The sequence below is a fragment of the Pseudoflavonifractor phocaeensis genome (genome assembly GCF_038439875.1).
Taxonomy (GTDB): Bacteria; Bacillota; Clostridia; order Oscillospirales; family Oscillospiraceae; genus Vermiculatibacterium.
This window is the reverse complement of sequence record NZ_JBCDMT010000002.1, coordinates 12,251-35,754: the sequence shown is the minus strand read 5'-3', so window position 1 is coordinate 35,754 and position 23,504 is coordinate 12,251. Positions and strand designations below refer to the sequence as shown.

The 23,504-nt window shown below is 64.4% G+C and carries 27 protein-coding genes; 12 read left to right on the top strand and 15 right to left on the bottom strand.

Annotated features, from left to right (window positions below):
* The first annotated feature begins 97 nt into the window (after positions 1-97).
* The 11 genes from AAEU42_RS02900 (at position 98) to AAEU42_RS02850 (ending at position 9,063) form a co-directional block, all read left to right on the top strand.
* Entirely contained in the window at positions 98-763 is a 666-nt protein-coding gene (locus AAEU42_RS02900; RefSeq protein ID WP_342232029.1) for a helix-turn-helix transcriptional regulator, read from the top strand.
* 238 nt (positions 764-1,001) lie between these two features.
* On the top strand, positions 1,002-1,373 hold the full coding sequence (locus AAEU42_RS02895) for a RidA family protein (RefSeq protein ID WP_342232028.1): 372 nt from the start codon (positions 1,002-1,004) through the stop codon (positions 1,371-1,373).
* 47 nt (positions 1,374-1,420) lie between these two features.
* A complete protein-coding gene (locus AAEU42_RS02890) occupies positions 1,421-2,608 on the top strand; it encodes an aminotransferase class I/II-fold pyridoxal phosphate-dependent enzyme (protein WP_342232027.1) in 1,188 nt (395 codons plus the stop codon).
* A gap of 73 nt (positions 2,609-2,681) precedes the next feature.
* On the top strand, positions 2,682-4,082 hold the full coding sequence (locus AAEU42_RS02885) for a sodium:solute symporter family protein (RefSeq protein WP_342232026.1): 1,401 nt from the start codon (positions 2,682-2,684) through the stop codon (positions 4,080-4,082).
* 407 nt (positions 4,083-4,489) lie between these two features.
* Positions 4,490-4,861, top strand: a complete 372-nt coding sequence (locus tag AAEU42_RS02880) for a DUF3783 domain-containing protein (RefSeq protein WP_342232025.1) — start codon at positions 4,490-4,492, stop codon at positions 4,859-4,861.
* 118 nt (positions 4,862-4,979) lie between these two features.
* On the top strand, positions 4,980-5,747 hold the full coding sequence (locus AAEU42_RS02875; protein ID WP_342232024.1) for a threonine/serine exporter family protein: 768 nt from the start codon (positions 4,980-4,982) through the stop codon (positions 5,745-5,747).
* A 2-nt stretch (positions 5,748-5,749) separates the two neighbouring features.
* Positions 5,750-6,229, top strand: coding sequence for a threonine/serine exporter family protein (locus tag AAEU42_RS02870; RefSeq protein ID WP_342232023.1), 480 nt, complete (start codon positions 5,750-5,752; stop codon positions 6,227-6,229).
* A complete protein-coding gene (locus tag AAEU42_RS02865; protein WP_342232022.1) occupies positions 6,226-6,918 on the top strand; it encodes a YjjG family noncanonical pyrimidine nucleotidase in 693 nt (230 codons plus the stop codon). The genes AAEU42_RS02870 and AAEU42_RS02865 overlap by 4 nt, the downstream gene beginning before the upstream one ends.
* A 67-nt stretch (positions 6,919-6,985) precedes the next feature.
* Positions 6,986-7,843: a GDSL-type esterase/lipase family protein gene (locus AAEU42_RS02860; RefSeq protein WP_342232021.1), complete on the top strand. Its 858-nt coding sequence runs from the start codon at positions 6,986-6,988 to the stop codon at positions 7,841-7,843.
* Positions 7,844-7,868: 25 nt separating this feature from the next.
* Complete coding sequence (locus AAEU42_RS02855; protein ID WP_342232020.1) at positions 7,869-8,324, top strand: DUF4358 domain-containing protein; 456 nt, start codon at positions 7,869-7,871, stop codon at positions 8,322-8,324.
* A 4-nt stretch (positions 8,325-8,328) separates the two neighbouring features.
* Positions 8,329-9,063, top strand: coding sequence for a GDSL-type esterase/lipase family protein (locus AAEU42_RS02850; protein ID WP_342232019.1), 735 nt, complete (start codon positions 8,329-8,331; stop codon positions 9,061-9,063).
* Between the two features lie 75 nt (positions 9,064-9,138).
* Here the strand turns inward: AAEU42_RS02850 and AAEU42_RS02845 are convergent, their stop codons facing one another.
* From AAEU42_RS02845 to dcuC, 10 genes are all read right to left on the bottom strand, one after another.
* Positions 9,139-9,330 (bottom strand): DUF6440 family protein, encoded by a 192-nt coding sequence (locus AAEU42_RS02845; RefSeq protein ID WP_342232018.1) that lies wholly within the window; start codon positions 9,328-9,330, stop codon positions 9,139-9,141.
* Between the two features lie 17 nt (positions 9,331-9,347).
* A complete protein-coding gene (gene obgE / locus AAEU42_RS02840; RefSeq protein WP_342232017.1) occupies positions 9,348-10,631 on the bottom strand; it encodes a GTPase ObgE in 1,284 nt (427 codons plus the stop codon).
* Positions 10,632-10,716: 85 nt separating this feature from the next.
* Entirely contained in the window at positions 10,717-11,001 is a 285-nt protein-coding gene (gene rpmA / locus AAEU42_RS02835) for a 50S ribosomal protein L27 (RefSeq protein ID WP_342232016.1), read from the bottom strand.
* A 4-nt stretch (positions 11,002-11,005) separates the two neighbouring features.
* Positions 11,006-11,335 (bottom strand): ribosomal-processing cysteine protease Prp, encoded by a 330-nt coding sequence (locus AAEU42_RS02830; protein ID WP_342232015.1) that lies wholly within the window; start codon positions 11,333-11,335, stop codon positions 11,006-11,008.
* On the bottom strand, positions 11,335-11,646 hold the full coding sequence (rplU, locus tag AAEU42_RS02825) for a 50S ribosomal protein L21 (RefSeq protein WP_342232014.1): 312 nt from the start codon (positions 11,644-11,646) through the stop codon (positions 11,335-11,337). The genes AAEU42_RS02830 and rplU overlap by 1 nt, the downstream gene beginning before the upstream one ends.
* A gap of 229 nt (positions 11,647-11,875) precedes the next feature.
* Complete coding sequence (locus AAEU42_RS02820; RefSeq protein ID WP_342232013.1) at positions 11,876-13,372, bottom strand: tripartite tricarboxylate transporter permease; 1,497 nt, start codon at positions 13,370-13,372, stop codon at positions 11,876-11,878.
* 15 nt (positions 13,373-13,387) lie between these two features.
* Positions 13,388-13,852: a hypothetical protein gene (locus AAEU42_RS02815; protein WP_342232012.1), complete on the bottom strand. Its 465-nt coding sequence runs from the start codon at positions 13,850-13,852 to the stop codon at positions 13,388-13,390.
* Positions 13,853-13,870: 18 nt separating this feature from the next.
* Positions 13,871-14,962 (bottom strand): tripartite tricarboxylate transporter substrate binding protein, encoded by a 1,092-nt coding sequence (locus tag AAEU42_RS02810; protein ID WP_342232011.1) that lies wholly within the window; start codon positions 14,960-14,962, stop codon positions 13,871-13,873.
* A 128-nt stretch (positions 14,963-15,090) separates the two neighbouring features.
* Entirely contained in the window at positions 15,091-16,260 is a 1,170-nt protein-coding gene (locus AAEU42_RS02805) for a MalY/PatB family protein (protein WP_342232010.1), read from the bottom strand.
* Between the two features lie 35 nt (positions 16,261-16,295).
* Complete coding sequence (gene dcuC, locus AAEU42_RS02800; RefSeq protein WP_342232009.1) at positions 16,296-17,669, bottom strand: C4-dicarboxylate transporter DcuC; 1,374 nt, start codon at positions 17,667-17,669, stop codon at positions 16,296-16,298.
* A gap of 253 nt (positions 17,670-17,922) precedes the next feature.
* Here dcuC and AAEU42_RS02795 point away from each other — a divergent pair, with 253 nt between their 5' ends.
* Positions 17,923-18,642: a FadR/GntR family transcriptional regulator gene (locus tag AAEU42_RS02795; protein WP_342232008.1), complete on the top strand. Its 720-nt coding sequence runs from the start codon at positions 17,923-17,925 to the stop codon at positions 18,640-18,642.
* Positions 18,643-18,709: 67 nt separating this feature from the next.
* On the opposite strand, the gene AAEU42_RS02790 is transcribed toward AAEU42_RS02795, so the two are convergent.
* The 5 genes from AAEU42_RS02790 to AAEU42_RS02770 form a co-directional block, all read right to left on the bottom strand.
* The gene (locus AAEU42_RS02790) at positions 18,710-19,891 is read right to left on the bottom strand and encodes an iron-containing alcohol dehydrogenase (protein ID WP_342232007.1); all 1,182 of its coding nucleotides are present in this window, start codon (positions 19,889-19,891) and stop codon (positions 18,710-18,712) included.
* A gap of 22 nt (positions 19,892-19,913) precedes the next feature.
* Entirely contained in the window at positions 19,914-21,008 is a 1,095-nt protein-coding gene (locus AAEU42_RS02785; RefSeq protein ID WP_342232006.1) for a metallophosphoesterase family protein, read from the bottom strand.
* A gap of 4 nt (positions 21,009-21,012) precedes the next feature.
* The gene (gene prmA, locus AAEU42_RS02780; protein ID WP_342232005.1) at positions 21,013-21,963 is read right to left on the bottom strand and encodes a 50S ribosomal protein L11 methyltransferase; all 951 of its coding nucleotides are present in this window, start codon (positions 21,961-21,963) and stop codon (positions 21,013-21,015) included.
* 90 nt (positions 21,964-22,053) lie between these two features.
* A complete protein-coding gene (locus AAEU42_RS02775; protein WP_342232004.1) occupies positions 22,054-22,926 on the bottom strand; it encodes a DegV family protein in 873 nt (290 codons plus the stop codon).
* Positions 22,919-23,476, bottom strand: coding sequence for a DUF1836 domain-containing protein (locus tag AAEU42_RS02770; protein WP_342232003.1), 558 nt, complete (start codon positions 23,474-23,476; stop codon positions 22,919-22,921). Before AAEU42_RS02770 ends, AAEU42_RS02775 begins: the two co-directional genes overlap by 8 nt.
* Positions 23,477-23,504: the final 28 nt, after the last annotated feature.

Sequence of the window (23,504 nt, the reverse complement as noted above, 5' to 3'; positions counted from 1 at the left end):
TCTCCCCCTTTTCCCCAACTGGGCATGGACAGCGGGCATTTATCTGTGGTAGTATATGGCTATTGATTGACACAAACCGGATGGATGTGAGTTTGCGATGGAATACAAAAACCTGATCCTCACCCGTAACGACCGGCTGGTCCTGGACTCTTACGGCAGCCTGCTGGACGGGCTGGCCGACTACATGGGCGAGGGGTACGAGATGGTCCTCCACAGTCTGGAGGATTTGGAACACTCCGTGGTGAAGATCGTCAACGGCCACCACACCGGCCGCAAGACGGGGGCCCCCATCACCAACCTGGCTTTGGACATGCTGGGCCGCATCACCGAGCAGGAGGGCTCCACCTTTATCTCCTACTTTACCCAGAACAAGAAGGGGGAGCCGCTGAAGGCGGCCACCATCGCCATTCGCGGGGAAAACCGGCGGATCATCGGCCTTCTGTGCATCAACTTCTATCTGGACACCCCCTTTTCCCAGATCCTCTCCATCTTCACTCCCCCCGCCGCGGCCCCCGCCCGGGTCACCGAGACCTTCAGCGACAACACCGCCGAGCTGGTGGAGCAGGCGGTGGAGCAGGCCCGTAAACACGTGGAGGCCCAGCCCTCCGTGCCCTCCTCCCTCAAGAACCGCCAGATCGTGGCCCACCTTTACGCCCAGGGCATCTTCAACATGAAGAGCGCCGTGGACCTGGTGGCGGAGGCTATGGGCATCTCCAAAAACACCGTCTACCTCCACCTCCGCCACACCAAACAGGGTGAATAAAATACGCGGCACAAAACGCGCCAAGGGCGGCGCCGGGATACCCCGGCGCCGCCCTTTTGTCCGAGTTTACTTTTGAACCCAAATATTTCCCAGCAGCCTTTGTACCATTTTAACAAAAGACTAAAATAATTTTTATTTATAAAATCTATTGAATGAAATAAATTTTAGTGTTACACTGGTGATACTGAGAAAGGCGCAGCACGGCGCGTTTCGCAAGAGAGAAAGGAGAACTGCTGTTATGAAGCTCATCGAAACCAAGAACGCCCCCGCCGCCATCGGGCCCTATTCCCAGGGCTGGGTCTCCAGAGGCCTGGCCTTCACCTCCGGCCAGATCCCCGTGGACCCGGCCACCGGCGCCGCCCCCGAGGGCATCCAGGCCCAGGCCGAGCAGAGCTGCAAGAACGTGGGGGCCATCCTGGCCGCCGCGGGCACGGGCTTCGACCGGGTGGTCAAGACCACCTGCTTCCTGGCCGACATGGCCGACTTCGCCGCCTTCAACGAGGTGTACGCCAAGTACTTCACCAGCAAGCCCTCCCGCAGCTGCGTGGCGGTGAAGGACCTGCCCAAGGGGCTGCTGTGCGAGATCGAGGCCATCGCCGAGGCGGACTAAGGTCCCCGCTGACCGCCGAACATCAACAGACAGGGAGGAATCATTTTATGGTCGATTTTACCAGCAAGAGCATCAACTTCGACATTCTCCGCCAGCGGGCCTATAACCTGCGCTGGGCCGAGGTGCCCGAGGGGGTCATCCCCCTCACCGCCGCCGACACCGACTTCCCGCCCGCCCCCGAGATCAGCCAGGCCCTTGTGGAGTACATCCAGGGCGGCTACTTCTCCTACACCCCCAAACGGGGCTTCCCCTCCTTCAAGAAGGCCATCTCCAAGGCCCTGAAAGAGCGCAAGAACGAGATCGTGGACCCCGAGCTCATCCTGCCCATCGACAGCGCCGCCCGGGGCATGAGCGCCATCGCAAAGGCCGTCCTCCAGCCCGGGGACGAGGCGCTGGTCTTCGACCCCGTCGACTTCCTCTTCAAGACCTCCATGGAGGCCGCCGGGGCCACCGTCAAGCTCTTCCCCATGACCTTCCGGGAAGACGGCACCATCGACTTTTCCGACCTGGAGCGCTACATCACCCCCAAGACCAAGATGCTGGGCCTGTGCAACCCCCACAACCCCCTGGGCAAGGTCTACCCCCTGGAGGACCTGGACCACATTTTGAAGCTGTCCGAGAAGTACGGCTTCTACATCATGAACGATGAGATCTGGTCCGACATCGTCTACCCCGACGCCCAGTTCAACAGCCTTCTGAACCTGGGCAACGAGCGGAACATGCGCACCCTCTCCGTCTTCGGCTTCTCCAAGAGCTTCGGCATCGCCGGGCTGCGGGCGGGCTGCGTCTACTGCCAGGACCCGGAGCTCTTTGAGCGGGTGGTGGCCGCCTCTCTGGTGGAGACCACCATCGGCGGCATCGACGCTCTGTCCCAGGTGGCCGGACAGGCCTGCGTGGAGCGGTGCTACTACTGGGTGGACGAGTTCATGGCCCACGTCACCGGGAACCGGGACTACGCCCTGGAGCGGCTCAACGCCATGCCCGGGGTGAGCTGTTACAAGCCCCAGGCCACCTTCGTCATCTTCCCCGACGTCTCCGGCGTGGGAATGGAGGCCGAGGAGCTGGTCAACTACCTGGCCGAGAAGCACAAGGTCTCCATCGTCCCCGGCGGCGCCAAGTTCTTCGGTCCCGGCTCCGCGGGCCATGTGCGCATCTGCCTGGCCACCAGCCGGGAGGTGCTGTCCGAGGGCCTGGACCGGGTGGAAAAGGGCATCCGGGAGATCCTCGGCAAATAACGTCCCCTTGTATTGTCCCAGCGAGAAGAGAAAGGAAGAAACCGCCCCCGCGTAAGAGAAAGGATGGGTCTGTATGGCAAAAATGCTTATCGCGATCCTGTACATCGTGGCGATCCTGCTGATCGGCATCTTCGCCGGCCGCAAGGTCAAGACGGCCGACGACTTCGCCACCGCCAACCGCGACATCCCCTTCTGGACCAACGTGTTCTCCATGTCCTCCGCCTGGATCGGCGCCGGCTCCACCCTGGGCTGCGCCAGCATGTGCTACGCCTACGGCATCTCCGGCTTCTATCTGGCCATCGCCGTGGGCGTGGGCGCCGTCATCTCCAGCCTGGTCTTCGCCAAGAAGATCCGGGGGGAGAACGTGAGCACCATCCCCGAGCTCATCCGCAAGCACCTGGGCGCCAAGTGCGCCAACTGCATCGCGCTGCTGTCCATCTTCGCGGTGTTTTCCATCGTGGCCTCCCAGATCCGCTCCCTGGGCACCATCCTCATCATGTTCGTGCCCAGCCTGGACCTGCTGACCGCCATGGTCATCATGACCGCCGTTATGCTGGTCTACACCGTTCTGGGCGGCATGGCCGCCGCCACCAAGACCGACAAGCTGAACATCGGGCTGATGGTCCTCTCCGTGCTCATCATCCTGCCCATCCTCTCCATCGTCAAGACCGGCGGCGTGGCCAACATGATGGCCACCATCGAGGCCGCCGACGTCCAGAAGGTCCAGATCGGCGGGCTGCTGCCCGTGGTCACCATGTTCAGCTCCATGTTCTTCTACTGCACCAACAGCCTGATGAACAGCGAGAACTTCCTGCGCATCTGCGGCGCCCGGAGCGCCGAGGAGGCCCGGGGCGCCTCCCTCACCGCCTCCCTGATGATCTACTTCCCCTATCTGCTGTTCGCCAGCTTCGTGGGTCTGGCCGGCTGCGCCCTCATCCCCAACCTGGGCACCTCCGACTCCATTCTCCCCGCCATGGTGGACCAACTGGCCGGCCCCGTGCTGGGCGCCGTGCTGCTGGCCGCCCTGCTGGCCGCCGTCATGGGCACCGCCGGGTCGGTCACCATGCTCACCTCCGTCACCATCTCCCGGGACGTCATCGGCCGCTTTGTCAAGATGGACGACAAGAAGCTGCTGGCCACCCAGCGGGTGTGCATGATCCTGGTGGCCGCCCTGGGCATCGTGGTGGGCTACTTCGGCTCCTCCATCGTGGCCATCATGGAAGACGTGAGCGCCCCCAGCAACGCAGCCCTGGTGCCCATCTTCTGCGGGCTGTTCTTCTGGCGCAAGAAGATGAACTCCACCGGCACCCTCATCACCATCGCCGTGGCCGTGGTCTCCACCCTGGGCTACTGGGCCCTGGGCTCCCCCCTGGGCATCAGCCACTTCGTCTTCGGCCTCATCTGCTCCACCATCACCATGTTTGCCGCCAACCTCATCTGCTACAAGCCCTCCGAAGCTCCTGTCCAGCAGTAAGCGGGGCCGTACCACCATCAGAAAGGAGTCGTCAATATGGGCATTATCGACTACGTCATCATCATCGTCGGCTGCGGCATCGGTATCGCCGTGTTTTACAACATGATCAAGGAGTCTCTTAGGAAGTAAGCCTCTCACCTCTCTCCGCAGGCTGGGAGCCGGAGCGTGTCTCCGGCTCCCAGCCTGCGTTTTTCCGCGGTCCGTCCCTCCCGGAAAATCCGCAAAATCGATCCGCGGCGCCGCGTCCGGTGGACGCGGCGCCGTTATTTTTTTGTCTGGCGCGCAAACTATCCTGTGCGTCTTTTCCGCCTTGATGTGCGACAATTTCATTTCCTTTTATGTCACCTCTGGACACCCGCCCAGTTCCATGATACCATAGTTTCAAACTGTGTTAAGGAGGTCTTTCCATGCCGAAACAGACCCTTCTCCTATATGATCCCCACGGCGCCCCCTGGGTCCCCAAGCTGCGGCAGATGTGCGCCATCCAGGGCCTTCGCCTGCGGACGGTGGAGGACGCCGACCTGGGCCGTCCGGTGGCCGCCCTGGCCGAGGGGCTCCGCCCCGCCGGAGAGGTCCAGCCCTTTCCGCCCATCCCCGAGCCCGTGCTGGTCTTCTGCTCCGTCGGCTCCCAACAGCTGGACCGGCTGCTCCAGGCCTTGCGGAAAATGGAGGTGCCCCGGACCTGTCTGAAGGCGGTGCTGACCCAGAGCAACGCCCAGTGGCCCTTCTACACCCTCTATGAGGAGCTCAGCCGGGAGCGGGAGGCCATGCCCGGCTGAGGGCCGTCCTGTTTTTCCGAATTTTGACCCTTTTTCCCGGAATTGCTCTTGCAGTGTTCCCTCCCATGGGGTAAACTAGATTTTTGGAATATTTCTTGTCGCGGAAAGGCGGTGCCCCATGGATTACGACCAGCTTCTCTCCCTCGCCACCGACCTGGGGTTCGGCCTTTTGGAGTGCGGGGCGGAGATCTACCGGGTGGAGGAGTCCATCCAGCGGCTTCTCCAGGCCTACGGCGTGCCCCAGGCCGACCCCTTCGTGATCCCCAACTGCATCATCGTCAGCATGGTCACCCCCGACGGGGTGCCCATGACCCAGGTGCGGCGGATGCCCTCCCATGGCACCGATATCGACCTGCTGGAGCGCTACAACGACCTGTGCCGGTCCCTGTGCCGGGAGACGCCGCCCGTAGCCGAGGCCCGGCAGCGGCTTCTGCGGATCAGCCAGCACCGGCGGGAGTACCCCCTGGCGGTGCAGATGACGGCCTACGCCGTGGCCGGCGCCGCCTTCTCCCTCTTTTTCGGCGGCACCCCCCGGGACGCCCTGTGCGGCGGGCTGTGCGGCCTGGCCATCGGGCTGGCCCTCACCGCCATGACCTGGCTGAAAACCAACCTCTTCTTCAAGTCCATGCTGGGCGCGGCCCTGTCCGCCCTGCTGGCCGTCTTCCTCACCCATATCGGCATCGGCCAGCACAGCGAGAAGATCATCATCGGCGCCCTGATGGCCCTGGTCCCCGGCATCATCTTTACAAACGCCATCCGGGACGTCATGGCCGGGGACATGGTGGCGGGCATCAGCAAGATCGCCGACGCTTTGCTCACCGGCGTCTCGGTGGCCCTGGGCACCGCCTTCGCCCTGGGGCTCACCCGGCTTTTCTGGGGGGTGTGAGGATGGGGGAGACGTTTTTGTATCTGCTGCCCGTGCTCTTCGCCTTCATCGGGGCCGGGGGCTTCGCCGTCATCTACAACATCCACGGCGGCGGCATCCTGATCTGCGCCTTCGGCGGGGCCCTGGGCTGGCTGGTGTACCTGGCCTCCGCCCCCCTGCTGCAAAGCGAGATCACCCAGTCTTTTCTGGCCGCCATCGTCATTTCCGCCTATTCCGAGGCCATGGCCCGCGTCCGCAAATGCCCGGTGACGGGTTACCTGCTGGTGGCCTCCTTCCCACTGGTCCCCGGCGGGGGCATCTACTACACCATGGAACACGCCATCAACGGGGAGATCGACCTGTTTTTGTCCACCTTCCTCCATACCCTGGGCATCGCCGGGGCCCTGGCGGTGGGCGTTCTGCTGGTCTCCTCCGCCGTGCGCATGTGGACCAACTATCATCACCGCCGGGTCCTCTCCCGGCACAGGGAGGACCGCCCATGACCGCCTACCGCTGGCTCTTGTTCGACGCCGACAACACCCTTTTCGACTTCGACGCCGCCGAGGAGTTTGCCCTCACCCGCACCCTGCTCTACTACGGGCTGGACGCCGGGGAGGAGATCAAGGCCCGCTACCGGGCCATCAACTCCGCCCTCTGGGCCGCTTTTGACCGGGGCGAGATCGCCCAGGAGGACCTGGTGATCCAGCGCTTTGCCCGTTTTTTGGAGGGGGAGGGCCTCTCCGGGGACCCGGAGGCCTGGAACCGCAGCTACTTAGACCGCCTGGCCGGCGGCAGCGTCCTGCTGCCCGGGGCGGAGGCCCTCTGCCGGAAGCTGGCCGGGCGCTACACCCTGGCCCTGGTCACCAACGGGGTGCCCTATGTCCAGCGCCGCCGTCTGGAGCGCTCCCCCCTGGCCCCCCTCTTCGGGGACCGGGTCTACATCTCCGGCGAGCTGGGCTGCCGCAAGCCGGAGAAGGAGTATTTTGACAAGGTCCTGGCCGCTCTGGGCATCGAAAGCCGGCGCAAATACGCCCTGGTCATCGGGGACAGCCTCTCCAGCGACATCAAGGGGGCCTTCAACGCCCGGCTGGACAGCGTTTGGCTCAACCGCCGCGGCACGGCGCCGGGGCCCATCTCCCCCACCTATGAGGTGACCTGTTTCGCCGAGCTGGAAGCCCTGCTCCTGCCCTGATTTTTTTGCCCTCAAAGTCGATTTTTGGGGGATTTTCCATGATCTCATTGTTTTAGGAGTGATTTTCTTGTCCGAGCCCAACCACCCTTCCCAGCCCCGTCCCCGCCGGGACCACAGCCCCGCCGCGCCCCCTGTCTGGCTTTTGGCCGTCCTGGCGGTATGCGTGGGGCTTTTGATCCTGCTTATCCTGACCCGTTCCGGGGCTGAGGCTGGCCAGGCCGTCGAATCGGTCCCCCCCGCCGCCACTGCCGCTCCGGACCCCACGCCCACGCCGGAGCCCACACCCACCCCGGAGCCGGAGCCCGATTACACCCAGCCCGTGCCCCTGGGGGAGAAGGTGGAGATGGAGTGGTTCTCCGACGCCGTATTTATCGGCGACTCCCGCACCGACGGCTTCAAGCTGTACAGCGGCATCTCCGGGGCCGACTTCCTGGACTATACCGGCATCACCGTCTTTGACGTGATGGAGGGCAAGAAGGTCATCCGGGTGGACGGCGGGAAGGTCTCCGTGCTGGACGCCTTGGCCCGGAAGCAGTACGGCAAGGTCTACATCTCCCTGGGGGTCAACGAGCTGGGTTACTATGATCCCCAGGGCTTCGCCGACACTTATGGCCAGTTTATCGACGCCGTCCGCGCCTGCCAGCCGGAGGCCGCCGTCTACGTCCAGTCCATCATCCCCGTCAACACCGGCAAATGCAAGGCCAACGACATCCCCTATTACGTGACGAACGAGGGCATCGCCAGCTATAACGAGGCGTTGGCCGCCATGGCCGCCGAGAAAAAGGTCCCCCTCATCAACGTCTCCGAAGCCCTGGTGGATGAGACCGGCGAGGTCCCCCGGGAGGACTCCGCCGACGGCGTCCACTTCCAAAAGACCGGCTACGTCAAATGGCTGGATTACCTTATGACCCATACGGGCCACTGAGTTCAAAAACAGGAAGGTATCTCTCATGAAAAAATTACTTGCTGGAATCACCTCTCTGGCCCTCTGCCTCTCCCTCACCGCCTGCGGCGGGGACGGGAAAAAGGCCTTTGACCCCTCTGCCGACGCCGAGACCCTTTTGAACTCCGGCGCCTTCTCCGAGTCTTTGACCGAGATCGACCAGGATACCGCCTGCCTTCTCTACGGCATCGACGCCTCCACCGTCACCGCCTGCGCCGTTTACGGCTCCACCGGGGCCACCGCCGAGGAGCTGGCCATCTTCACCCTCAAGGACTCTGACGCCGCCGGGACCGCCCTGTCCGCCCTCCAGCTTCGGGTGGAGGACCGGACCGAGGCCCTGGCCAGCTACCTCCCCAACGAGATCACCAAGCTCCAGAGCGCCGTCACCGAGGCCAGGGGCAGCTCCGTCCTGCTGGTCATCGCCGCCGACTACGGCCCCGTCGACACCTTCCTGGAGGGCTGAGGCTATGCTCCGCCGTCCATTCCGCCCCGTCTCTCTCGTCCTCGCCGCGGCCCTGCTCCTCTCCCTCCCCGGCCGGGCCCTTCAGCCCGCGCCCCGGGAAGCCGTCCCAGACGTTGTGGACGCCCCCGTCCTTTTTGAGTCCCCCCTCCCCGCCACCGACCCGGTGGACCCGGACTGGTTTTCCGACGCCGTCTTTATTGGGGACTCCCGCACCGAGGGGCTCCTATTGTACAGCACCCTCAGGGCCGGTCTGGGCCTGACCCACCCCGGCCTCAACGTGAACACCGCCCGGACCAAAGCCCTCTTCCCCCTGAAAGACGGGAAAGCCACCCTGGAGGAGGCCCTGTCGGGGGGCACCTGGCGCAAGGTCTATTTGATGCTGGGGGTCAACGAGGCCTCCTGGATGGACGAGGGGTCCTACTACGACGGCTACGCCGCCCTCATCGACCAGCTCCGGGATCTTCTCCCCGGGGCCCAGATCTACATCCAGACCCTTATCCCCGTCACCGCGGCCCGCTCGGAGGTCCAGGGCCCCGATAATGCCCGGCTGGCCCGCCGCAACGAGCTTCTCCTCCGTCTGGCCCGGGAAAAGCGGGTCTACCTGGTGGACACCGCCGCCGCCTTCGCCCCGCCGGGAGAGCCCCTTCCAGAGGAGCTGAGCACCGACGGCCTCCACTTCACCAAGGAGGGGCACCACCGCTGGATCGACTGCCTGGCCACCCACACCGTGGGCCTGTGAGCAAACAGGGACCTTCCCCCATAAGGGAACGCAAAAACAAAAACCCCCGGCTTCCATGGAAGCCGGGGGTTTTCTTTATTGATTTCCGTTTAGGATGGGAGAGACCACGGGCTTGCCCTCCCGGTCCAGCAGGGGGGTGAGCCCGCCGCCGTAGCCGTCCATGTGAAAGAGGTAGTTGACCCCGGTCTCCCGGTCCACCCAGACCTCCATCACCGTGGTGATCCCCTGCTTATAGACCCGCTGGAACCGGTCCTCTACCTTTGCCATAGCCCTCAGCCCCTCTCTTACCTCTGATACTCGAATTCCAGGTTGTACAGGCACACGATGTCCCCATCCTGGATGCCCATTTCCTCCAGCCGGGCGAAGAGCCCGGACTCCCGGAGCTGGCGGTCGAACCAGTTCTTGGACTCGTAGTCGCTGAAGTTGACGTTGGCCATCAGCTGGCGCAGCCAGGGCCCGTCCACCACCCAGGTGCCGTCCACCACCTCGATGGTGGGGGGAGTGGACATGTCCACCTCGGGGGGACGCTCCACGTAGGTGGGCTCGTACACCGTGATGGGGGGCAGCTCCCGCAGCTTCTCGGCGGCGGCCCACATCAGTTCCCGGGTACCCTGGTGAGCGGCGGCGGAGAGTTCGAAGAAGGGCAGGCCCAGGGCCTCCACGTGGGCCCGAAGAGCCTCCAGGCCCTCCCGGTCCTGGGCAATGTCCGTCTTGTTGCCCGCCACCAGCATGGGCCGGGTGGCCAGCGACCGGCTGTACTCGGCCAGCTCGGCGTTGATGGCCTCGAAGTCGGCCACCGGGTCACGGCCCTCGCTGCCCGAAACGTCCACCACGTGGATGAGGAGCCGGCAGCGGTCGATGTGCCGCAGGAAGTCGTAGCCCAGGCCCGCCCCCTCGGCGGCCCCCTCGATGATGCCGGGGATGTCCGCCAGCACGAAGGAGGTGTTCTCGTCCAGGGCCACCACCCCCAAATTGGGGGACAGGGTGGTAAAGTGGTAGTTGGCGATCTTGGGCTGGGCCCGGGTCACCACGCTCAAAAGGGTGGACTTGCCCACGTTGGGGAAGCCCACCAGGCCCACGTCGGCCAGCAGCTTCAGCTCCAGGGTCACCTCCCGCTCCTGGCCGGGGAGGCCGGCCTTGGCGAAGTGGGGCACCTGCCGGGTGGGGGTGGCGAAGTGCTGGTTGCCCCAGCCCCCCTTGCCGCCCTTGCACAAAACGAAGCGGTCCTGGCCCGCCATGTCGCAGATGATCTCCCCGGTGGCGGTATCCTTCACCACAGTGCCCCGGGGCACCCGGATCACCAGGTCCTCGCCGTCCTTGCCGGAGCAGCGCTTGCCCTGGCCGGGCATGCCGTCCGCCGCCACGTATTTGCGCTTGTAGCGAAAGTCCATCAGGGTGGACATGTGCCCGTCCACCGTCAGCACGATGTCGCCCCCCCGGCCGCCGTCGCCGCCGTCGGGGCCGCCCGCCGCCACGTATTTCTCCCGGTGGAAGGCCACCGCTCCATTGCCGCCGGTCCCCGCCCGCACGGTGATGCGGGCCTTGTCGATAAATCCGTTGTTTGCCATACAGGACACCTCCTCTTCTCTATTCTCCCCTCAACCAGAGGAAAAAACGCCCCGGACAACGTCCGGGGCGCTCCTTTTTCTCTACTTACTGAGCAATCTCAACAATAGAGACCTGCTTGCGGTCCTTGCCCAGACGGGAGAACTTCACCTTGCCGCTCCGCAGAGCGAAGAGGGTGTCGTCGCTGCCCTTGCCCACGCCCTCGCCGGGGTGGATGTGGGTGCCCCGCTGGCGCACCAGGATGTTGCCGGCCAGGACGAACTGGCCGTCGCCCCGCTTGACGCCCAGGCGCTGGGCGTGGGAGTCACGGCCGTTCTTGGTGGAGCCGCCGCCCTTTTTGTGGGCGAAAAACTGCAGTCCGATCTTCAGCATTGGTTTACACCTCCATGACGATGATATTGTCGGGATACTCCTCGTGGAGCTCTGTCAGGTAGAGCATGAGGCTTGCCAGAAGGGTCTGGCAGGTGCTCTCATTGGTCTGCCCCAGGCCGCCTGGGAGTTTCAGGGAAATAGACGCCTGCTTGGCGTTGGTCTTTACCGAGGCCTCCAGCCCCAGCACGTCGTTGACGGCGCACTCGACGAGCCGGACGGCGCTGGTGACGGCCGCGCAGAGGATGTCCTCTCCCGATTGGGCCAGGCCGCTGTGTCCTTCCACCTGGAAGCTCACAACGCGGTCGCCCTCCATATGAAACGCTGCGGTGATCATTACACGGAGATCTTGCCGATGGTCACCTTGGTATAGGGCTGACGATGGCCCTGCTTACGGCGGTAGTTCTTCTTGGGCTTATACTTGAAGACGATGATCTTCTTGCCCTTGCCGTTCTTGACGACGCTGGCGTCCACCTTGGCGCCCTCCACCACGGGAGTGCCGAAGGTAGCCTTGTCCCCGTCCAGGATGGCCAGGACCTTGTCGAAGGTCACGGCGTCCCCGGCCTCGTTGGGCAGCTTCTCGATGAAGAGGGTATCGCCCTCGGCCACCTTATACTGCTTGCCGCCGGTCTCAATGATTGCGTGCATGTGCTTTCAACTCCTTCAATACGGGCTCGCTGTCGGGGGCGGAGCGAAAAGGCTCACTTAAAGACCCATTCAAAGCGGCTTTGATAGTATATCAGCGCAAAATCGAAAAGTCAAGGCTTTGCGCCGTTTTTTCTGGTCGGGCTGCTTACGAATCCGCGGGCCGGCCGCCGCCGTGGACAAAAAGCCCCTCCGGCCTGTGCCGGAGGGGCTTCCCGCGTCTAAAAACAGTTCAGCCCCGCTGGGCCTCCTTGCTGGCCTTATCGGACTTCAGCCCCAACAGGAACAGGGCTACCAGTACCACGGCGATCACCAGCCCGAAGGGCCGGGTCACCATGCCCACCAGGTCCCCGGCGTACTGCATGAGGGCCCGGCGCAGGGCGGTGTCGGCGGTCCTGCCCACCAAAAGGCCCAGCACGAAGGGGGCGATGGGATAGTGGAACCGCTTCATCAGATAGCCCAGCACCCCGAACACCGCCAGCTGCACCAGGGCGAAGGGGGTGTTGGTGGTGCCGTAGGCCCCCACGGCGCAGAGGACGGCGATGAAGGGCATGAGCAGGTTCTCCGGCACCGACAGCAGCTTAATGGCGAAGGGGGAGCAGATAAAGGCCACCGCCCCCAGGGCCAGGGCCGCCACGATCAGCAGCAGGCACAGCCCGCACAGGAACCCGGGATTCTCAATGAGGAGGGTGGGGCCGGGCCGGAGGTTCATCACGTACATGGCCGAGAGGAACATGGCCACGGTGGAGCTGCCGGGGATCCCCAGGGCCAGGGCGGGGATAAGGGCCCCCACGGAACTGGCGTTGTTGGCCGTCTCGGCGGCGATGATGCCCTCCTCCGCCCCTTTGCCGAAGGTCTCCTTCTTTTTGGAGGCCCGCCGGGCCAGATCGTAGGAAAACCAGCAGGCGGCCGACTCCCCGATGCCGGGGATGAAGCCGATCCACATCCCCGCCAGCACCGAGCGGAGCATGTTGAACTTGTTCTTCAAAAAGGTGGCCGCCCGGATGATGGGGAACCCGGTCTTTTCCGGCATCCTGGGATGCCCCGGCCGGCTGAGGGTGTAGAGCACCTCCCCGATGCCGAAGAGGCCCAGCATGGCCACCACGCTGTCCACCCCGGACAGGAGCTCCGGCCGGCCGAAGGTGAACCGGAGCACCGACTGCACCCCGTCGGCCCCGCACATTGACACCAGGCACCCGCCCAGCGCGGCGATCCACCCTCTGGTCTTGCTCTCCCCGGAGAGGGAGCCGCAGACCAGCAGGCCGAACAGGCAGAAGAGGAAGGTCTCCCAGTCCCCGAACTTCAGGGCGATGGCCGTGATGAAGGGCTGGATGAGGAAAATGAGCACGGTGGCGGCAATGGTGCCGATGACCGAGGACACCACCGAGTAGCCCACCGCCTCCCGGCTCCTCCCCTGCCGGGTGAGGGCGTACCCGTCCATGCAGGTGGCCGCGGCGGCGGCGGTGCCGGGGATGTTCAAAAGGCTGGCCGTGATGCCGCCCGAGCCGATGGCGGCCACGAAGATGCCGATGAGCAGGGCCATGCCCTGGCCCGCCTCCAGCTTGAAGATGATGCCCAGGGAGAGGGCCATGCCCATGGTGGGGCCCAGCCCCGGCATGACCCCCACGAAGAAACCGCAGACCGTACCCAGCAGGAGGAATACCCACACCATGGGGTCGGCCAAATACTGGGCCGCCGCCTGGGGCAGAAAAAGCCATTCAGAAAACATATTCTTCCTCCCCCCTTACATCAGCCGCAGGTGAAGCACGCCGGGAATGGCCCAGAGGGCCAGTACGGCGTAGAGGACGGTCAGGCCCAGAAGCAGCGGCAGGGGCTTGTTCTCCTTCCGGCCGCACAGCAGAAGCATCCCCGCCAGATAGCCCGCCGTGGGCACCGGAAACCCCACCACGGAGGTCACGGCCAGGTAGGCCACCGTGATGAGGATGAGCAGGGCGGGCCACCCCGGGGCCCCCTCCGGGGGCACGGGGGCCGTCCTTCCCCGCCACAGGGCCGCCGTGTGGGCCCCGCCCAGGACCGCCACCGCCGCCGACAGCAGCAGGGGCAGGGCCCGGGCCTCGGACAGCCACCGGGCCGCCCCCGCCACGGGGACGGGGTTGCTGGGGATGGCCAGGGACAGCAGCAGAAACAGCAGGCCCAGGGCGGTGACCACCAGGCCTTCTCCGCTCCGGAGCAGTTTCTCACGGGTCATCGTATCCCTCCCATCGGTTTACTGGGGCCAGGGGGCGGCGTTTTCCGCCCGCTCGTTGGCCGGGAAAACAAAGTCCTCGATCCGGGGGATCTCAAAGCTCTCCGGGGACTTCCCCTCCGCCGTCATGCCCAGATCGTAGAGCCCCCAGGTATAGATGGACTCCAGCCGGGCGCACATCTCGTCGCTCTCCTCCCCCACTACATAGGCGGGGGTGAGGCTCTTGGAGGCGCAGAAGTCCTTCCACTCCTGGCTCTCCACCGCCGTCCGGAAGGCTCCCTCCAGGGCGGTCACCGCCTCGGCGGGGGTGTCACGGGGCACCCGGAAGCCCCAGTAGAGCAGGTCTTGGAGGCTGGACAGCTCTGGGAATTCCTCCAGCAGGGAGGGGGCCTCATAGCCGCCTTTGGCCGACTCCACCTTCAAGCTCTGGCCGTCACAGACCCCCAGGATGCGGATGTCCCCGCTCTGGGCCAGGTCCAGGATGTCGGAGGCGCCGCACCAGGACCAGGCCACCTCCCCGGCCACCACCTTCACGGCGGCGGCACGGCCCCCGTCGTAGGGCACAGAGTTGCCCGTCAGGCCCAGGGTGTCCAGCATGAGCTGGCCGGTGAGCTGGTTGATGGAGCCCAGACCGGCGTTGCCCCACTTCATCTGGGGGTCGGCCCGGATCGCCTCGAACAGGTCGGCGTAGGTCTCATAGGGCGAGTTCCCCGCCACGAACAGAACATAGGGGGAGGTGGCGGCATAGAAACCGTAGAAGTCCTCCCAGCCCAGGTCGGCATAGCCCAGGCACCGCCAGCCCGACACGGTGTGGGCCACATCCCCCAGCCAGGTATAGCCGTCATGGGCGGCGTTGTTGACCTGCTGCCCGGCGATGGAGCCGGAGCCGCCGGTGACGTTGACCACGGCAATGTTGGTCCCCAGGGTCTCCCCCATCAGCTTGGCAAGCTGGCGGTTGGCCGTGTCGGCGGTGCCTCCGGCGGTGTAGGCCACGTCCACGGTGATCTCCCGGCTGGGCCAGGGCTTGTCCCCGTCCGCCCCCGCCGGGCCGCAGCCGGTGAGCCCGGCGGTGAGCGCCAGGGCCAGCAAAAGGCTCACGTTCCTTTTTTTCATATGGTTCCTCCCCCTGTTTCCTTGAAGGTTTCAGATCCTATCATACCCGGCTCCGCCCGTCCGCGCAACATCATCGGAACGGAAACGGGCAAAGGCCGAATCGTACCCGATCCGGCCTTGTCCCCTGATTACAGCGCGCTGACCGCCTTTTCCATCCGCTCCACCGCGTCTTCCAGCGTGGCTCTGGGGCAGGCGATGTTCAACCGCATGTAACCCAGTCCGCCCCGGCCGAAGGTGGTGCCGTCGTTCAGGCCCAGCTTGGCTTTTTCAAAGAAGAATTTTTTCAGCGCCTCCTGGTCCATGCCCAGGTCCTTGCAGTCCAGCCACATGAGGTAGGTGGCCTCCGGCTCGGCCAGCTTGATCCGGGGGACCCGCTGGCTCAGGGCATCCATCAGGAAATCCCGGTTGCCCTGGAGGTACTCCATCATCTCATCGGCGTAGTAATCGCACTGGGTGTAGGCCGTGATGAAGGAAATCATGCCGAAGATGGTCCGGCCGTAGTTCTTATTGTTGACGATGGCGATCTGGATCTCGTCCCGCAGCCTCCGGTTGGGGATGATGGCGGCGCCGGTGCGGAAGCCGGCGATATTGAAGGTCTTGCTGGGGTTGATGAGCACGATGCAGTTGTCGGCGAACTCCTGGCTGATGGAGCCGAAGGGGATGTGCTTATACCCCTTGTAGGTCAGGTCGCAGTGGATCTCGTCGGAGATCACGATGACGCCGTGCTTGATGCACAGATCCCCGATCTGCTTCAGCTCGGCCAGGGTGTAGCAGCGCATGGCCGGGTTGTGGGGGTTGGAGAGGAAGAGCAGCTTGGCCCGGGGGTCCGCCAGCTTTTTCTCCAGATCCTCGAAGTCGATCTGATACTTGCCCTCGGCGTCCAGCACCAGCGGGTTTTCCACCACCTTGCGGCCGTTGTTCTGGATGATGGCCGGGAAGGGGGGGTAGATGGGGGGCTGGATGACCACATGGTCGCCGGGGTGGCTGAAGGCCCGGACGGCGTACATCAGGAAGGGGAGCACGCCGTTGGCGTACTTGACCCACTCGGGCTTCACGTCCCAGCCGAAGCGGACCTTCTCCCACCGGGCGGCGGACTCCTCAAAGGCGAAGGACTCGATGGGGTATCCATAGCAGGGGTGCTCGGCCCGGGCCTTGATGGCGTCGGCGATCTCCACGGGGACGGCGAAGTCGGTGTCGGCGATCCACATGGGGAGCACGTCGGCGGGATAGGCGGCGGCCTCGTACTTTTTACAGTCGGATGCCCGGCGGTTTACGATCTCATCGAAATTGTGTCTCATGTTTATTAAATTGCCTCCTTGCAAAAATCAGCGGATCAAAGCACGGCGAAAACGATGTAAGAAGCGATGATGGTGACGATGTAGCCGAAGGTCATGGGCAGGATGTTGCGCTTGCACACGGTGCTGGTATCCAGCTCGGCCATGCCGCTGACGGCGATCATGCCGCCGCAGAAGGGGGAGAAGCAGCGGCCCAGGCCGCCGGCCAGGTGCATGGGCACCACCAGCAGGGCGGTGGGGGCGCTCAGAGTCTCGGCGATCCCCGGGGCCAGCGGGCCGAAGGCGTACCAGGGGGCGTTGCCACTGCCGGTGAGGATGGCGGTGCCGAAGACGATGAGGCTCAGGGCCACGGCGGCGATCAGGGCGGCACCGGTCAGGTGGGCGCACCAGTTGGCCAGCACGTCGATGCCCTTGAGCTGCTTGATGGCCTCGGCAAAGACGCCGGCGGCGGAGATGAGGACGATGATCTTGTGGAAGTAGTCACCCATCCAGACCCAGAGCCGCTTCAGGTTGTCCATCAGGACGCTCATGTCCTTCTTCACGATCAGGTCCACGATGAAAAACAGGAAGTAGCAGATGACATGGGCAGTGATGACGTCCATGTTGACGCTGTCGATGAAGCTGAACACCACCACCAGGGTCAGGGGGATCAGGGGGAAGATGCCGTAGAACTTGGGCACGCCCAGCTCGCCGGCTTCTTCGGAGCCCTGGTCCTGGGGCACCACCAGGCCGCCGAACTCCTTGCGGTCCATGTAGCGGAAGTACAGGGCGTAGAACACGGCCACCGCCAGGATCACCGCGGGCCCGACGATGATCTCATAGTCCATGAAGAACTCCATGGGGGTGGTATTCATGATGTCGGAAGCGCCGAAGATGGTGGTGGAATCGTTGGGGCCCAGGTCCAGCGCGCCGATGGACACGATGACGGCGGCGCAGCTGACCTTGCTGACGCCCAGCTTGGTCAGGATGGGATACATGGTGGCCATGAACAGCAGGCCCAGGGCGATCTGGCTGGTGATGAAGATCTTCAGCACGGCGCCCACGATGTACACCAGGGCCAGGACCACGTAGGGGTTGCGCAGCTTGGACAGCCCCCGGCCCGCGAAATTGGCCAGCACGTCGGCGGCCTTCACGTGGTTCATCAGCATGACGTAGCCGCCGATCATCATCAGCCGGATGCCGGTGCCGCCGATGGTGCTGACGAACTTGGCCCGGACCACGTCAAAAACGTCCAGCCACACGCTGCCGGTGGTGGAGCTTCCCAAAACCGAGGCCCCGTTGACAAAGGTCGCCACCAGCAGGCCCACAACGCCCAGGAAAAGGAAGACCAGTTTTGAGTCCACCTTTTTCAGGATCATGGCCGCGGCGGCCACGACGAGCAGCGCGGTGAGGAGCACGTACACAAAATCCATAAAATTTCCTCCTACTCTCTTTTTCCGACATTAGTCATATGACGTCTGTCGTCTTGTGTCTAGTTTATGCAAAGATCGGGAAAATGTAAATTGACGAAACACCCGAAATCCGCCGTCGAATTTTGTAGAATCCGCCAAATACATATGTCGTATTACGTCCTATCTATTTGCCGTTGACATTTTCCCCTTTTTTCGATATGATAATTTAATAGGTTATGTAACAAAACTGCCGGGAACGAAGGTGTTCTTTGCCATGTCAACCACGAAAACGCTCTCTAAAACGGTGGCCGACAAGATTGAGAAGCAGATCATCTGCGGCAACTGGGAAGTGGGCAGCCAGATTCCCACGGAACCGGAGCTGATGGCCAAGCTCAACGTCAGCCGCATCACCGTGCGGGAGGCCATCAAGAGCCTGGTCTCCAAGGGCATTTTGGAGATCCACCGGGGCCGGGGCACCTTTGTCAGCGTCATGCCCGGCCTGTCCGACGATCCCCTGGGCCTCAAATTCATCCAGGACGAGAACATCAACTCCTACCTCTTCGAGGCCCGCCAGACCTTCGAGCCCGCCGTCAACCGTCTGGCCGCCCTCAGGGCCGACGAGGACGAGATCGAGCTGCTGGGGCAGCTGGCCGAGAGCATCGACGCCCTGGACACCCAGCTCAACGGGGCCCAGACCCCTCCCGAGGTGATCCAGGCCATCTCCACCAAAGACATCGCCTTCCACACCCTGCTGTGCAAAATGAGCAAGAACCCCATTTTTGAGCGGGTGCTGCCCATTATCATCAAGTCTGTGCGCACCTCCTACGACCTATTCATCCCCCGCATCAGCAACGGCCCCCGGGTCTCCACCCACCAGCGGATCTACCAGGCCATCCGGGACCGGGATCCCGACCTGGCCTATGACCTCACCGTCCAACACCTGGAGAACAGCCAGGCCGGCTTCGCCGACGCCCAGGAGCGCAGCGCGCGTTAAATAAAAAGGACCCCGCCGGATGAATCCGGCGGGGTCCTTTTTATGATTTTCCTCCGGGCGTCTGTGCTCACATGGCCGCCCGGTAGATGGCCTTCATATCCTCCACCCGGAGCGTCTTTACGGCCCCCATCTCCCCGTGGGCGGTGACGCCGCACTTCTCGGCCATCTCGGCGATCTGCTCCTCGGTGGGCTCCACCCCCAGCTCCCGGAGGCTGGTGGGCATGCGGATGGAGCGGTAGTAGTCCTCCATGGCCTCGATGCCCTTGAGCGCGGTGGCCTTGTCGTCCCCCTGGGGCTCCACCCCCAGCACCTCCACGGCGAACCGGGCGAAGCGGCCGGGCTGGGCGTCCATCACGTACCGGGCCCAGCTCCCCCAGATGGCGGTGAGCCCCGCGCCGTGGGCCACGTCGAACAGGCCCCCCAGCTCGTGCTCCAGCTTGTGGGTGGACCAGTCCCCGCCCCCGGTGCCGCAGCCGGTGAGGCCGTTGTGGGACAGGCTCCCCGCCCACATGACCTCGGCCCGGGCCTGATAGTTCCCCGGCTCCTTCACCAGGACCAGGGAGGCGTCGATCACCGTCCGCATCAGCCCCTCGGCCAGGGCGTCGGTGAGGGCCATGGGCTGGGCCTGGTCGTTGAAATACCGCTCCATGGTGTGCATCAGGATATCGGCGCAGCCGCAGGCGGTCTGATAGTCGGGCAGGGTCATGGTCAGCTCTGGGTCCATGATGGCGAACTTGCAGCGGCACAGGTCGCTGGAGTAGCCCCGCTTGACCCAGCCGTCCTCATTGGTGATGACGGAGGAGTCACTCATCTCGCTGCCGGCGGCGGCGATGGTCAGCACCGTCCCGATGGGCAGGCAGCCGGTGGGGGCGCGCTTGAAGTCGTAGAAATCCCACACATCCCCGCCGCTGGCCACCCCGTAGCCGATGGCCTTGGCCGAGTCGATGACGCTGCCGCCCCCGATGGGCAGGAGGAAGTCCACCCCCTCCTTCTCACACAGGGCGATCCCCTCCCGCACCAGGGACAGCCGGGGGTTGGGCACCACGCCGCCCAGCTCCACGTGGGCCACCCCGGCGGCCTCCAGAGAGGCCTTCACCCGGTCCAGCAGACCGCTTTTCCTCACGCTGCCGCCGCCGAAGTGGAGGAGGACCTTGGTCCCCCCCTGGGCCTTCACCAGCTCGCCCACCTGATCCACGGTCCCCTTGCCGAATACCACGCGGGTGGGGGTATAGTAGTTGAAATTCACCATTGCCGCTCGCTCCTTTTCCAGTTTATTTTAATTTGCCCAGATACCATCCGGTGGCCCCGTCCTTCTTCGCCAGGGCCCCCCGGCTGGTCTGTCTCACGATGCTCAGCCGCTCCCCCGCCTTCACCGGCAGGCGGTAGTCGGTGGAGTCCTCACAGTGCCAGCCCTCGTCCCCCTCCCGCAGGTAGTCGGTGAGGATATCCAGCACCCGGCCGCTCTCCACGTGGCGACAGCGGCAGAACTCCGCCCCCCGCTCCAGCACCTCCACCCGGCTGCGTCCCCAGCGGATGTTGATGGGGTCCGCCGACGGCTCCTGGCTGTCCAGGGCGGTCATCACCGGGTTGCCGTCATAGGCCGCGTAGGAGAATTCCCCGCCCGGCTCCTCCGGCAGGATGAGGGCGTTGAGCTGGCCGTCCATCTTCAGGGTGCACCCCCCGTCGATGCTGGCGATGTGCCTATCATGGAGGAAGATGGGCTTGGCGGAGGGGATGTCCCCCCGGTACAGGGTCACCGGCCAGTGCCCCACCACCACCCACCGGCGGAATGTGCGGCCCTGGTCCAGAAAGGCGTCGTTCTTCATGCACTGGTGGGCGGAGAGCGCCTCCAGCCCCTCCTCCCGGGGCACGCCGCCGTGGACGAAGAGGTAGTCATCGCTGAGGTAGATGGTGGGCAGGCTCCGCAGAAAGGCCAGCTCCCCGGGGAAAGCCCGGGCGATGGCCCGCCGGGCCTGGGGGTAGTCCTCCGGCGTCTCGATGGCCGCTCCCGCCGCGTGGGCCATCTTCACCACGGCGCACTTCTCCCCCCACATCTGAAAATACCGGGGGTAAAAGGTCTCGGGGATGTTCCTCCCCCCGTCCAGGAAGGCGGGGGTGATGTCGTCGCAGTTGCCCATGAGGGTGTACACCGTGTGGGTCCTGGACAGCTCCATCACATATTGCAGGGTCTCCAGCCCGCCCTCGGATTTTTCCAGGATGTCCCCCAGGACGATGAGGATATCCTCTTTGGAAAAGGAGACCTTTTCCAAAAGCCCCTTCAGAAAGGGCAGGTTGCCGTGGATGTCGCTGATGACCAGCACCCGCCGCCCGGGGGGCAGGCGGATGGGTCTGACCGTGGCCCTCACGCTCTCACCCCGGCCGGCCGGCCCTGGCGGCCAGCGCGCACCAGCCGTCCCGCTCCAGCCGCTCCAAAATCTCCAGGCCGTTCTTTTCGAGGGCGTCGGCCACCTCGTCCGCCCGGCTGTCGATGATGCCGGAGCACAGGAAGGTCCCGCCGGGCGCCAGGAACCGGTGGACCTGGGCGGAGAGGGGGATGATGACGTCGGAGACGATGTTGGCCAGGACGATCTCATAGGGCCCCGCCTGGACCAGTTCCTCCACCAGCCCGGCGTCGGAGAGCACGTCCCCCGCCCGGACGGTGTACCGGTCCCGGCCGATGCCGTTGAGCTGGGCGTTTTCGTAGGCCACGCCCACCGCCTTGGGGTCGATATCCACCCCCACGGCCTCCACGGCCCCCAGGTTCAGGGCGGCCACGGACAGAATGCCGCTGCCGCAACCCAGATCCAGCACCTTCTGTCTGGGGATCACCCGCCCCTCCAGCAGGCCCAGGCAGAGCTGAGTGGAGGCGTGGGAGCCGGTGCCGAAGGTGAGGCCGGGGTTCAGATAGACCGCCGTACGCCCCTGGGGCACAGGTTTGCCCCGCTCCCACTCGGGGACAATATACATCCGCTCCCCCACCGCCATGGGCTGATAGTATTTCTGCCAGCCGTAGGCCCAGTCCTCCTCCTTGAGGGGGGCCGTGGACACGGGGTTGCCGATCCCCTCCAGGGCGGCCGCCATCTGCGCCCGGCCCTCCTCGTCGTCGGGGACGTAGAACTTGATCCGGGCCACGCCCTTCATCCGCTCCAGCAGGGCGTCGTCCACGTAGTCCCAGTACTGCCGGTTCTCCTCCAGAAAAACCTTGAAGTCGGTCTCGTCCTCCAGCACCAGCCCCTCGGCCCCGTTCATGGTGAGCCGGGCCGCCAGGGTCTCCATCTCCTCGTCGCTGGTCTCCACCGTCACTTCCAGCCAGTTATCCATGGTCTCCTCCTTAAAAAAAAGCGGCGGGGTTTTCCCCCGCCGCCCTGGTTGAAAACTCTGATTCGATTGTACTGTATCCAACCCCCGGTGTCAACGAGGGCTTCCCAGGAAAAACAGCGCCACGCAGCCTGGGCCCGTGTGGGCGCCGATGACGGGGCCGATGTTGTTGTAGCGGGTCCCCTGGGTCCCGTACTGGGCCTGGATCTGGTCCCCCACGTACCGGGCGTCCTCCTCACATTCGCTGTGGCTGATGAAAATGGTCTGGCCGGCCAGGTCCTCGCCCAGCTCCCCCGCCTTTTTCACCAGGTAGTCCAGGGCCCCCTTCCGGCCCCGGGCCTTGGACACGTTGACCAGCTTGCCCTCGTCGTCCACGTGGATGATGGGCTTGATGGAGAGCATGGAGCCCACCACCGCCGTGGCGGCGGAGATCCGCCCGCCCCGCTTGAGGTACATCAGATCGTTCACCGTGACCCAGTGGCAGATGCGCAGCTTGTTGGCCTCACACCAGTCCCGCACCGCCTCGATGCTCTCCCCGGCCTTCTGCCGCTGGGCGGCGTAAGAGACCAGGAGCCCCTGTCCCAGGGAGGCACACAGGGTGTCCACCACGTAGATCTTCCGCTCCGGGAAGCTCTCCCGCAGCTCCCCGGCGGCCAGATTGGCGGCCTGGCAGGTGGCGGAGAGCCCGGAGGAGAAGGCCAGGATCAACACGTCCTTCCCCTTCTCCAGCTCGGGGGTGAGAAATTCCACGTACTGGTGGACATTGACGGCGGCGGTGGTGGCCATCTCCCCCTCCGCCAGGAGTTGATAGAACTCCTTGGCGCTCATGTCCCGGTCGTCGGGGTAGTTCTTCAGGGTGGTGCCCCGGATGATGAAGGACAGGGGGAGGACGCTGACCCCCAGCTCCTCCACCATGCTCTGGCTCAGATCCCCCGAGGAATCGGTGACGATCATATACTCACTCATATTTTTGTTTCCTTTCGGCTCTTTTGGATTTTTCCGGCCGCGCCGGTTGACTTTGGCGAATGAGGTCGATGACCCGCTCGCAGGCCAGCTTGTCGGCATAGCTGCGCATGGCCAGGGACAGGGCCAGCTGGGGCAGGTCCTCCTGGCCGCAGTCCGTATCCAGCCGTTGGGCGGTATCCTTCAGCGCCCGGTCCAGCTCCTCCCGGAACCGGTCGTACATCTCCCGGGCCTCCCCCTCGGCGTGGGCGGCGGCCAGCAGCCCCGCGTCCCGCACGGGCAACACCTGCTTGAGGGCGCAGATGGCGGTCAGGTAGGCCAGATGGACCTTGGAATACCGCTTCCCCTCAGCCCGGGGCAGCAGCCCGTCCTTGATATAGTTGTTCACCATGGCGGACGTCAGCCGTTCCGCCTCCCCGTACTGGATCAGCTGCCGGGGCATATAGCCGATGACCTGATCCATATAAAGGCTCAGATCGGGAAGGTTCTCCCAGTCCGACGGCCGCTCTTCCTCCAGCCGCCGCTTGAGTTCTTCCAGCTCTTCCAAAGCCATCCCTCCGTGGTTTTTAAAATCACAGGAT

What these genes read in the sequence shown, in the direction of transcription:
- AAEU42_RS02820 (WP_342232013.1), bottom strand. Translation starts at nt 13,372, where the DNA reads ATGTTTTCTGAATGGCTTTTTCTGCCCCAGGCGGCGGCCCAGTATTTG.
- AAEU42_RS02790 (WP_342232007.1), bottom strand. Translation starts at nt 19,891, where the DNA reads ATGGTGAATTTCAACTACTATACCCCCACCCGCGTGGTATTCGGCAAG.
- AAEU42_RS02870 (WP_342232023.1), top strand. Translation starts at nt 5,750, where the DNA reads ATGGGGGAGACGTTTTTGTATCTGCTGCCCGTGCTCTTCGCCTTCATC.
- AAEU42_RS02770 (WP_342232003.1), bottom strand. Translation starts at nt 23,476, where the DNA reads ATGGCTTTGGAAGAGCTGGAAGAACTCAAGCGGCGGCTGGAGGAAGAG.
- AAEU42_RS02885 (WP_342232026.1), top strand. Translation starts at nt 2,682, where the DNA reads ATGGCAAAAATGCTTATCGCGATCCTGTACATCGTGGCGATCCTGCTG.
- obgE (WP_342232017.1), bottom strand. Translation starts at nt 10,631, where the DNA reads ATGGCAAACAACGGATTTATCGACAAGGCCCGCATCACCGTGCGGGCG.
- AAEU42_RS02865 (WP_342232022.1), top strand. Translation starts at nt 6,226, where the DNA reads ATGACCGCCTACCGCTGGCTCTTGTTCGACGCCGACAACACCCTTTTC.
- AAEU42_RS02805 (WP_342232010.1), bottom strand. Translation starts at nt 16,260, where the DNA reads ATGAGACACAATTTCGATGAGATCGTAAACCGCCGGGCATCCGACTGT.
- AAEU42_RS02855 (WP_342232020.1), top strand. Translation starts at nt 7,869, where the DNA reads ATGAAAAAATTACTTGCTGGAATCACCTCTCTGGCCCTCTGCCTCTCC.
- dcuC (WP_342232009.1), bottom strand. Translation starts at nt 17,669, where the DNA reads ATGGATTTTGTGTACGTGCTCCTCACCGCGCTGCTCGTCGTGGCCGCC.
- AAEU42_RS02875 (WP_342232024.1), top strand. Translation starts at nt 4,980, where the DNA reads ATGGATTACGACCAGCTTCTCTCCCTCGCCACCGACCTGGGGTTCGGC.
- AAEU42_RS02795 (WP_342232008.1), top strand. Translation starts at nt 17,923, where the DNA reads ATGTCAACCACGAAAACGCTCTCTAAAACGGTGGCCGACAAGATTGAG.
- AAEU42_RS02810 (WP_342232011.1), bottom strand. Translation starts at nt 14,962, where the DNA reads ATGAAAAAAAGGAACGTGAGCCTTTTGCTGGCCCTGGCGCTCACCGCC.
- AAEU42_RS02775 (WP_342232004.1), bottom strand. Translation starts at nt 22,926, where the DNA reads ATGAGTGAGTATATGATCGTCACCGATTCCTCGGGGGATCTGAGCCAG.
- AAEU42_RS02890 (WP_342232027.1), top strand. Translation starts at nt 1,421, where the DNA reads ATGGTCGATTTTACCAGCAAGAGCATCAACTTCGACATTCTCCGCCAG.
- AAEU42_RS02815 (WP_342232012.1), bottom strand. Translation starts at nt 13,852, where the DNA reads ATGACCCGTGAGAAACTGCTCCGGAGCGGAGAAGGCCTGGTGGTCACC.
- rplU (WP_342232014.1), bottom strand. Translation starts at nt 11,646, where the DNA reads ATGCACGCAATCATTGAGACCGGCGGCAAGCAGTATAAGGTGGCCGAG.
- AAEU42_RS02880 (WP_342232025.1), top strand. Translation starts at nt 4,490, where the DNA reads ATGCCGAAACAGACCCTTCTCCTATATGATCCCCACGGCGCCCCCTGG.
- rpmA (WP_342232016.1), bottom strand. Translation starts at nt 11,001, where the DNA reads ATGCTGAAGATCGGACTGCAGTTTTTCGCCCACAAAAAGGGCGGCGGC.
- AAEU42_RS02830 (WP_342232015.1), bottom strand. Translation starts at nt 11,335, where the DNA reads ATGATCACCGCAGCGTTTCATATGGAGGGCGACCGCGTTGTGAGCTTC.
- prmA (WP_342232005.1), bottom strand. Translation starts at nt 21,963, where the DNA reads ATGGATAACTGGCTGGAAGTGACGGTGGAGACCAGCGACGAGGAGATG.
- AAEU42_RS02900 (WP_342232029.1), top strand. Translation starts at nt 98, where the DNA reads ATGGAATACAAAAACCTGATCCTCACCCGTAACGACCGGCTGGTCCTG.
- AAEU42_RS02895 (WP_342232028.1), top strand. Translation starts at nt 1,002, where the DNA reads ATGAAGCTCATCGAAACCAAGAACGCCCCCGCCGCCATCGGGCCCTAT.
- AAEU42_RS02845 (WP_342232018.1), bottom strand. Translation starts at nt 9,330, where the DNA reads ATGGCAAAGGTAGAGGACCGGTTCCAGCGGGTCTATAAGCAGGGGATC.
- AAEU42_RS02850 (WP_342232019.1), top strand. Translation starts at nt 8,329, where the DNA reads ATGCTCCGCCGTCCATTCCGCCCCGTCTCTCTCGTCCTCGCCGCGGCC.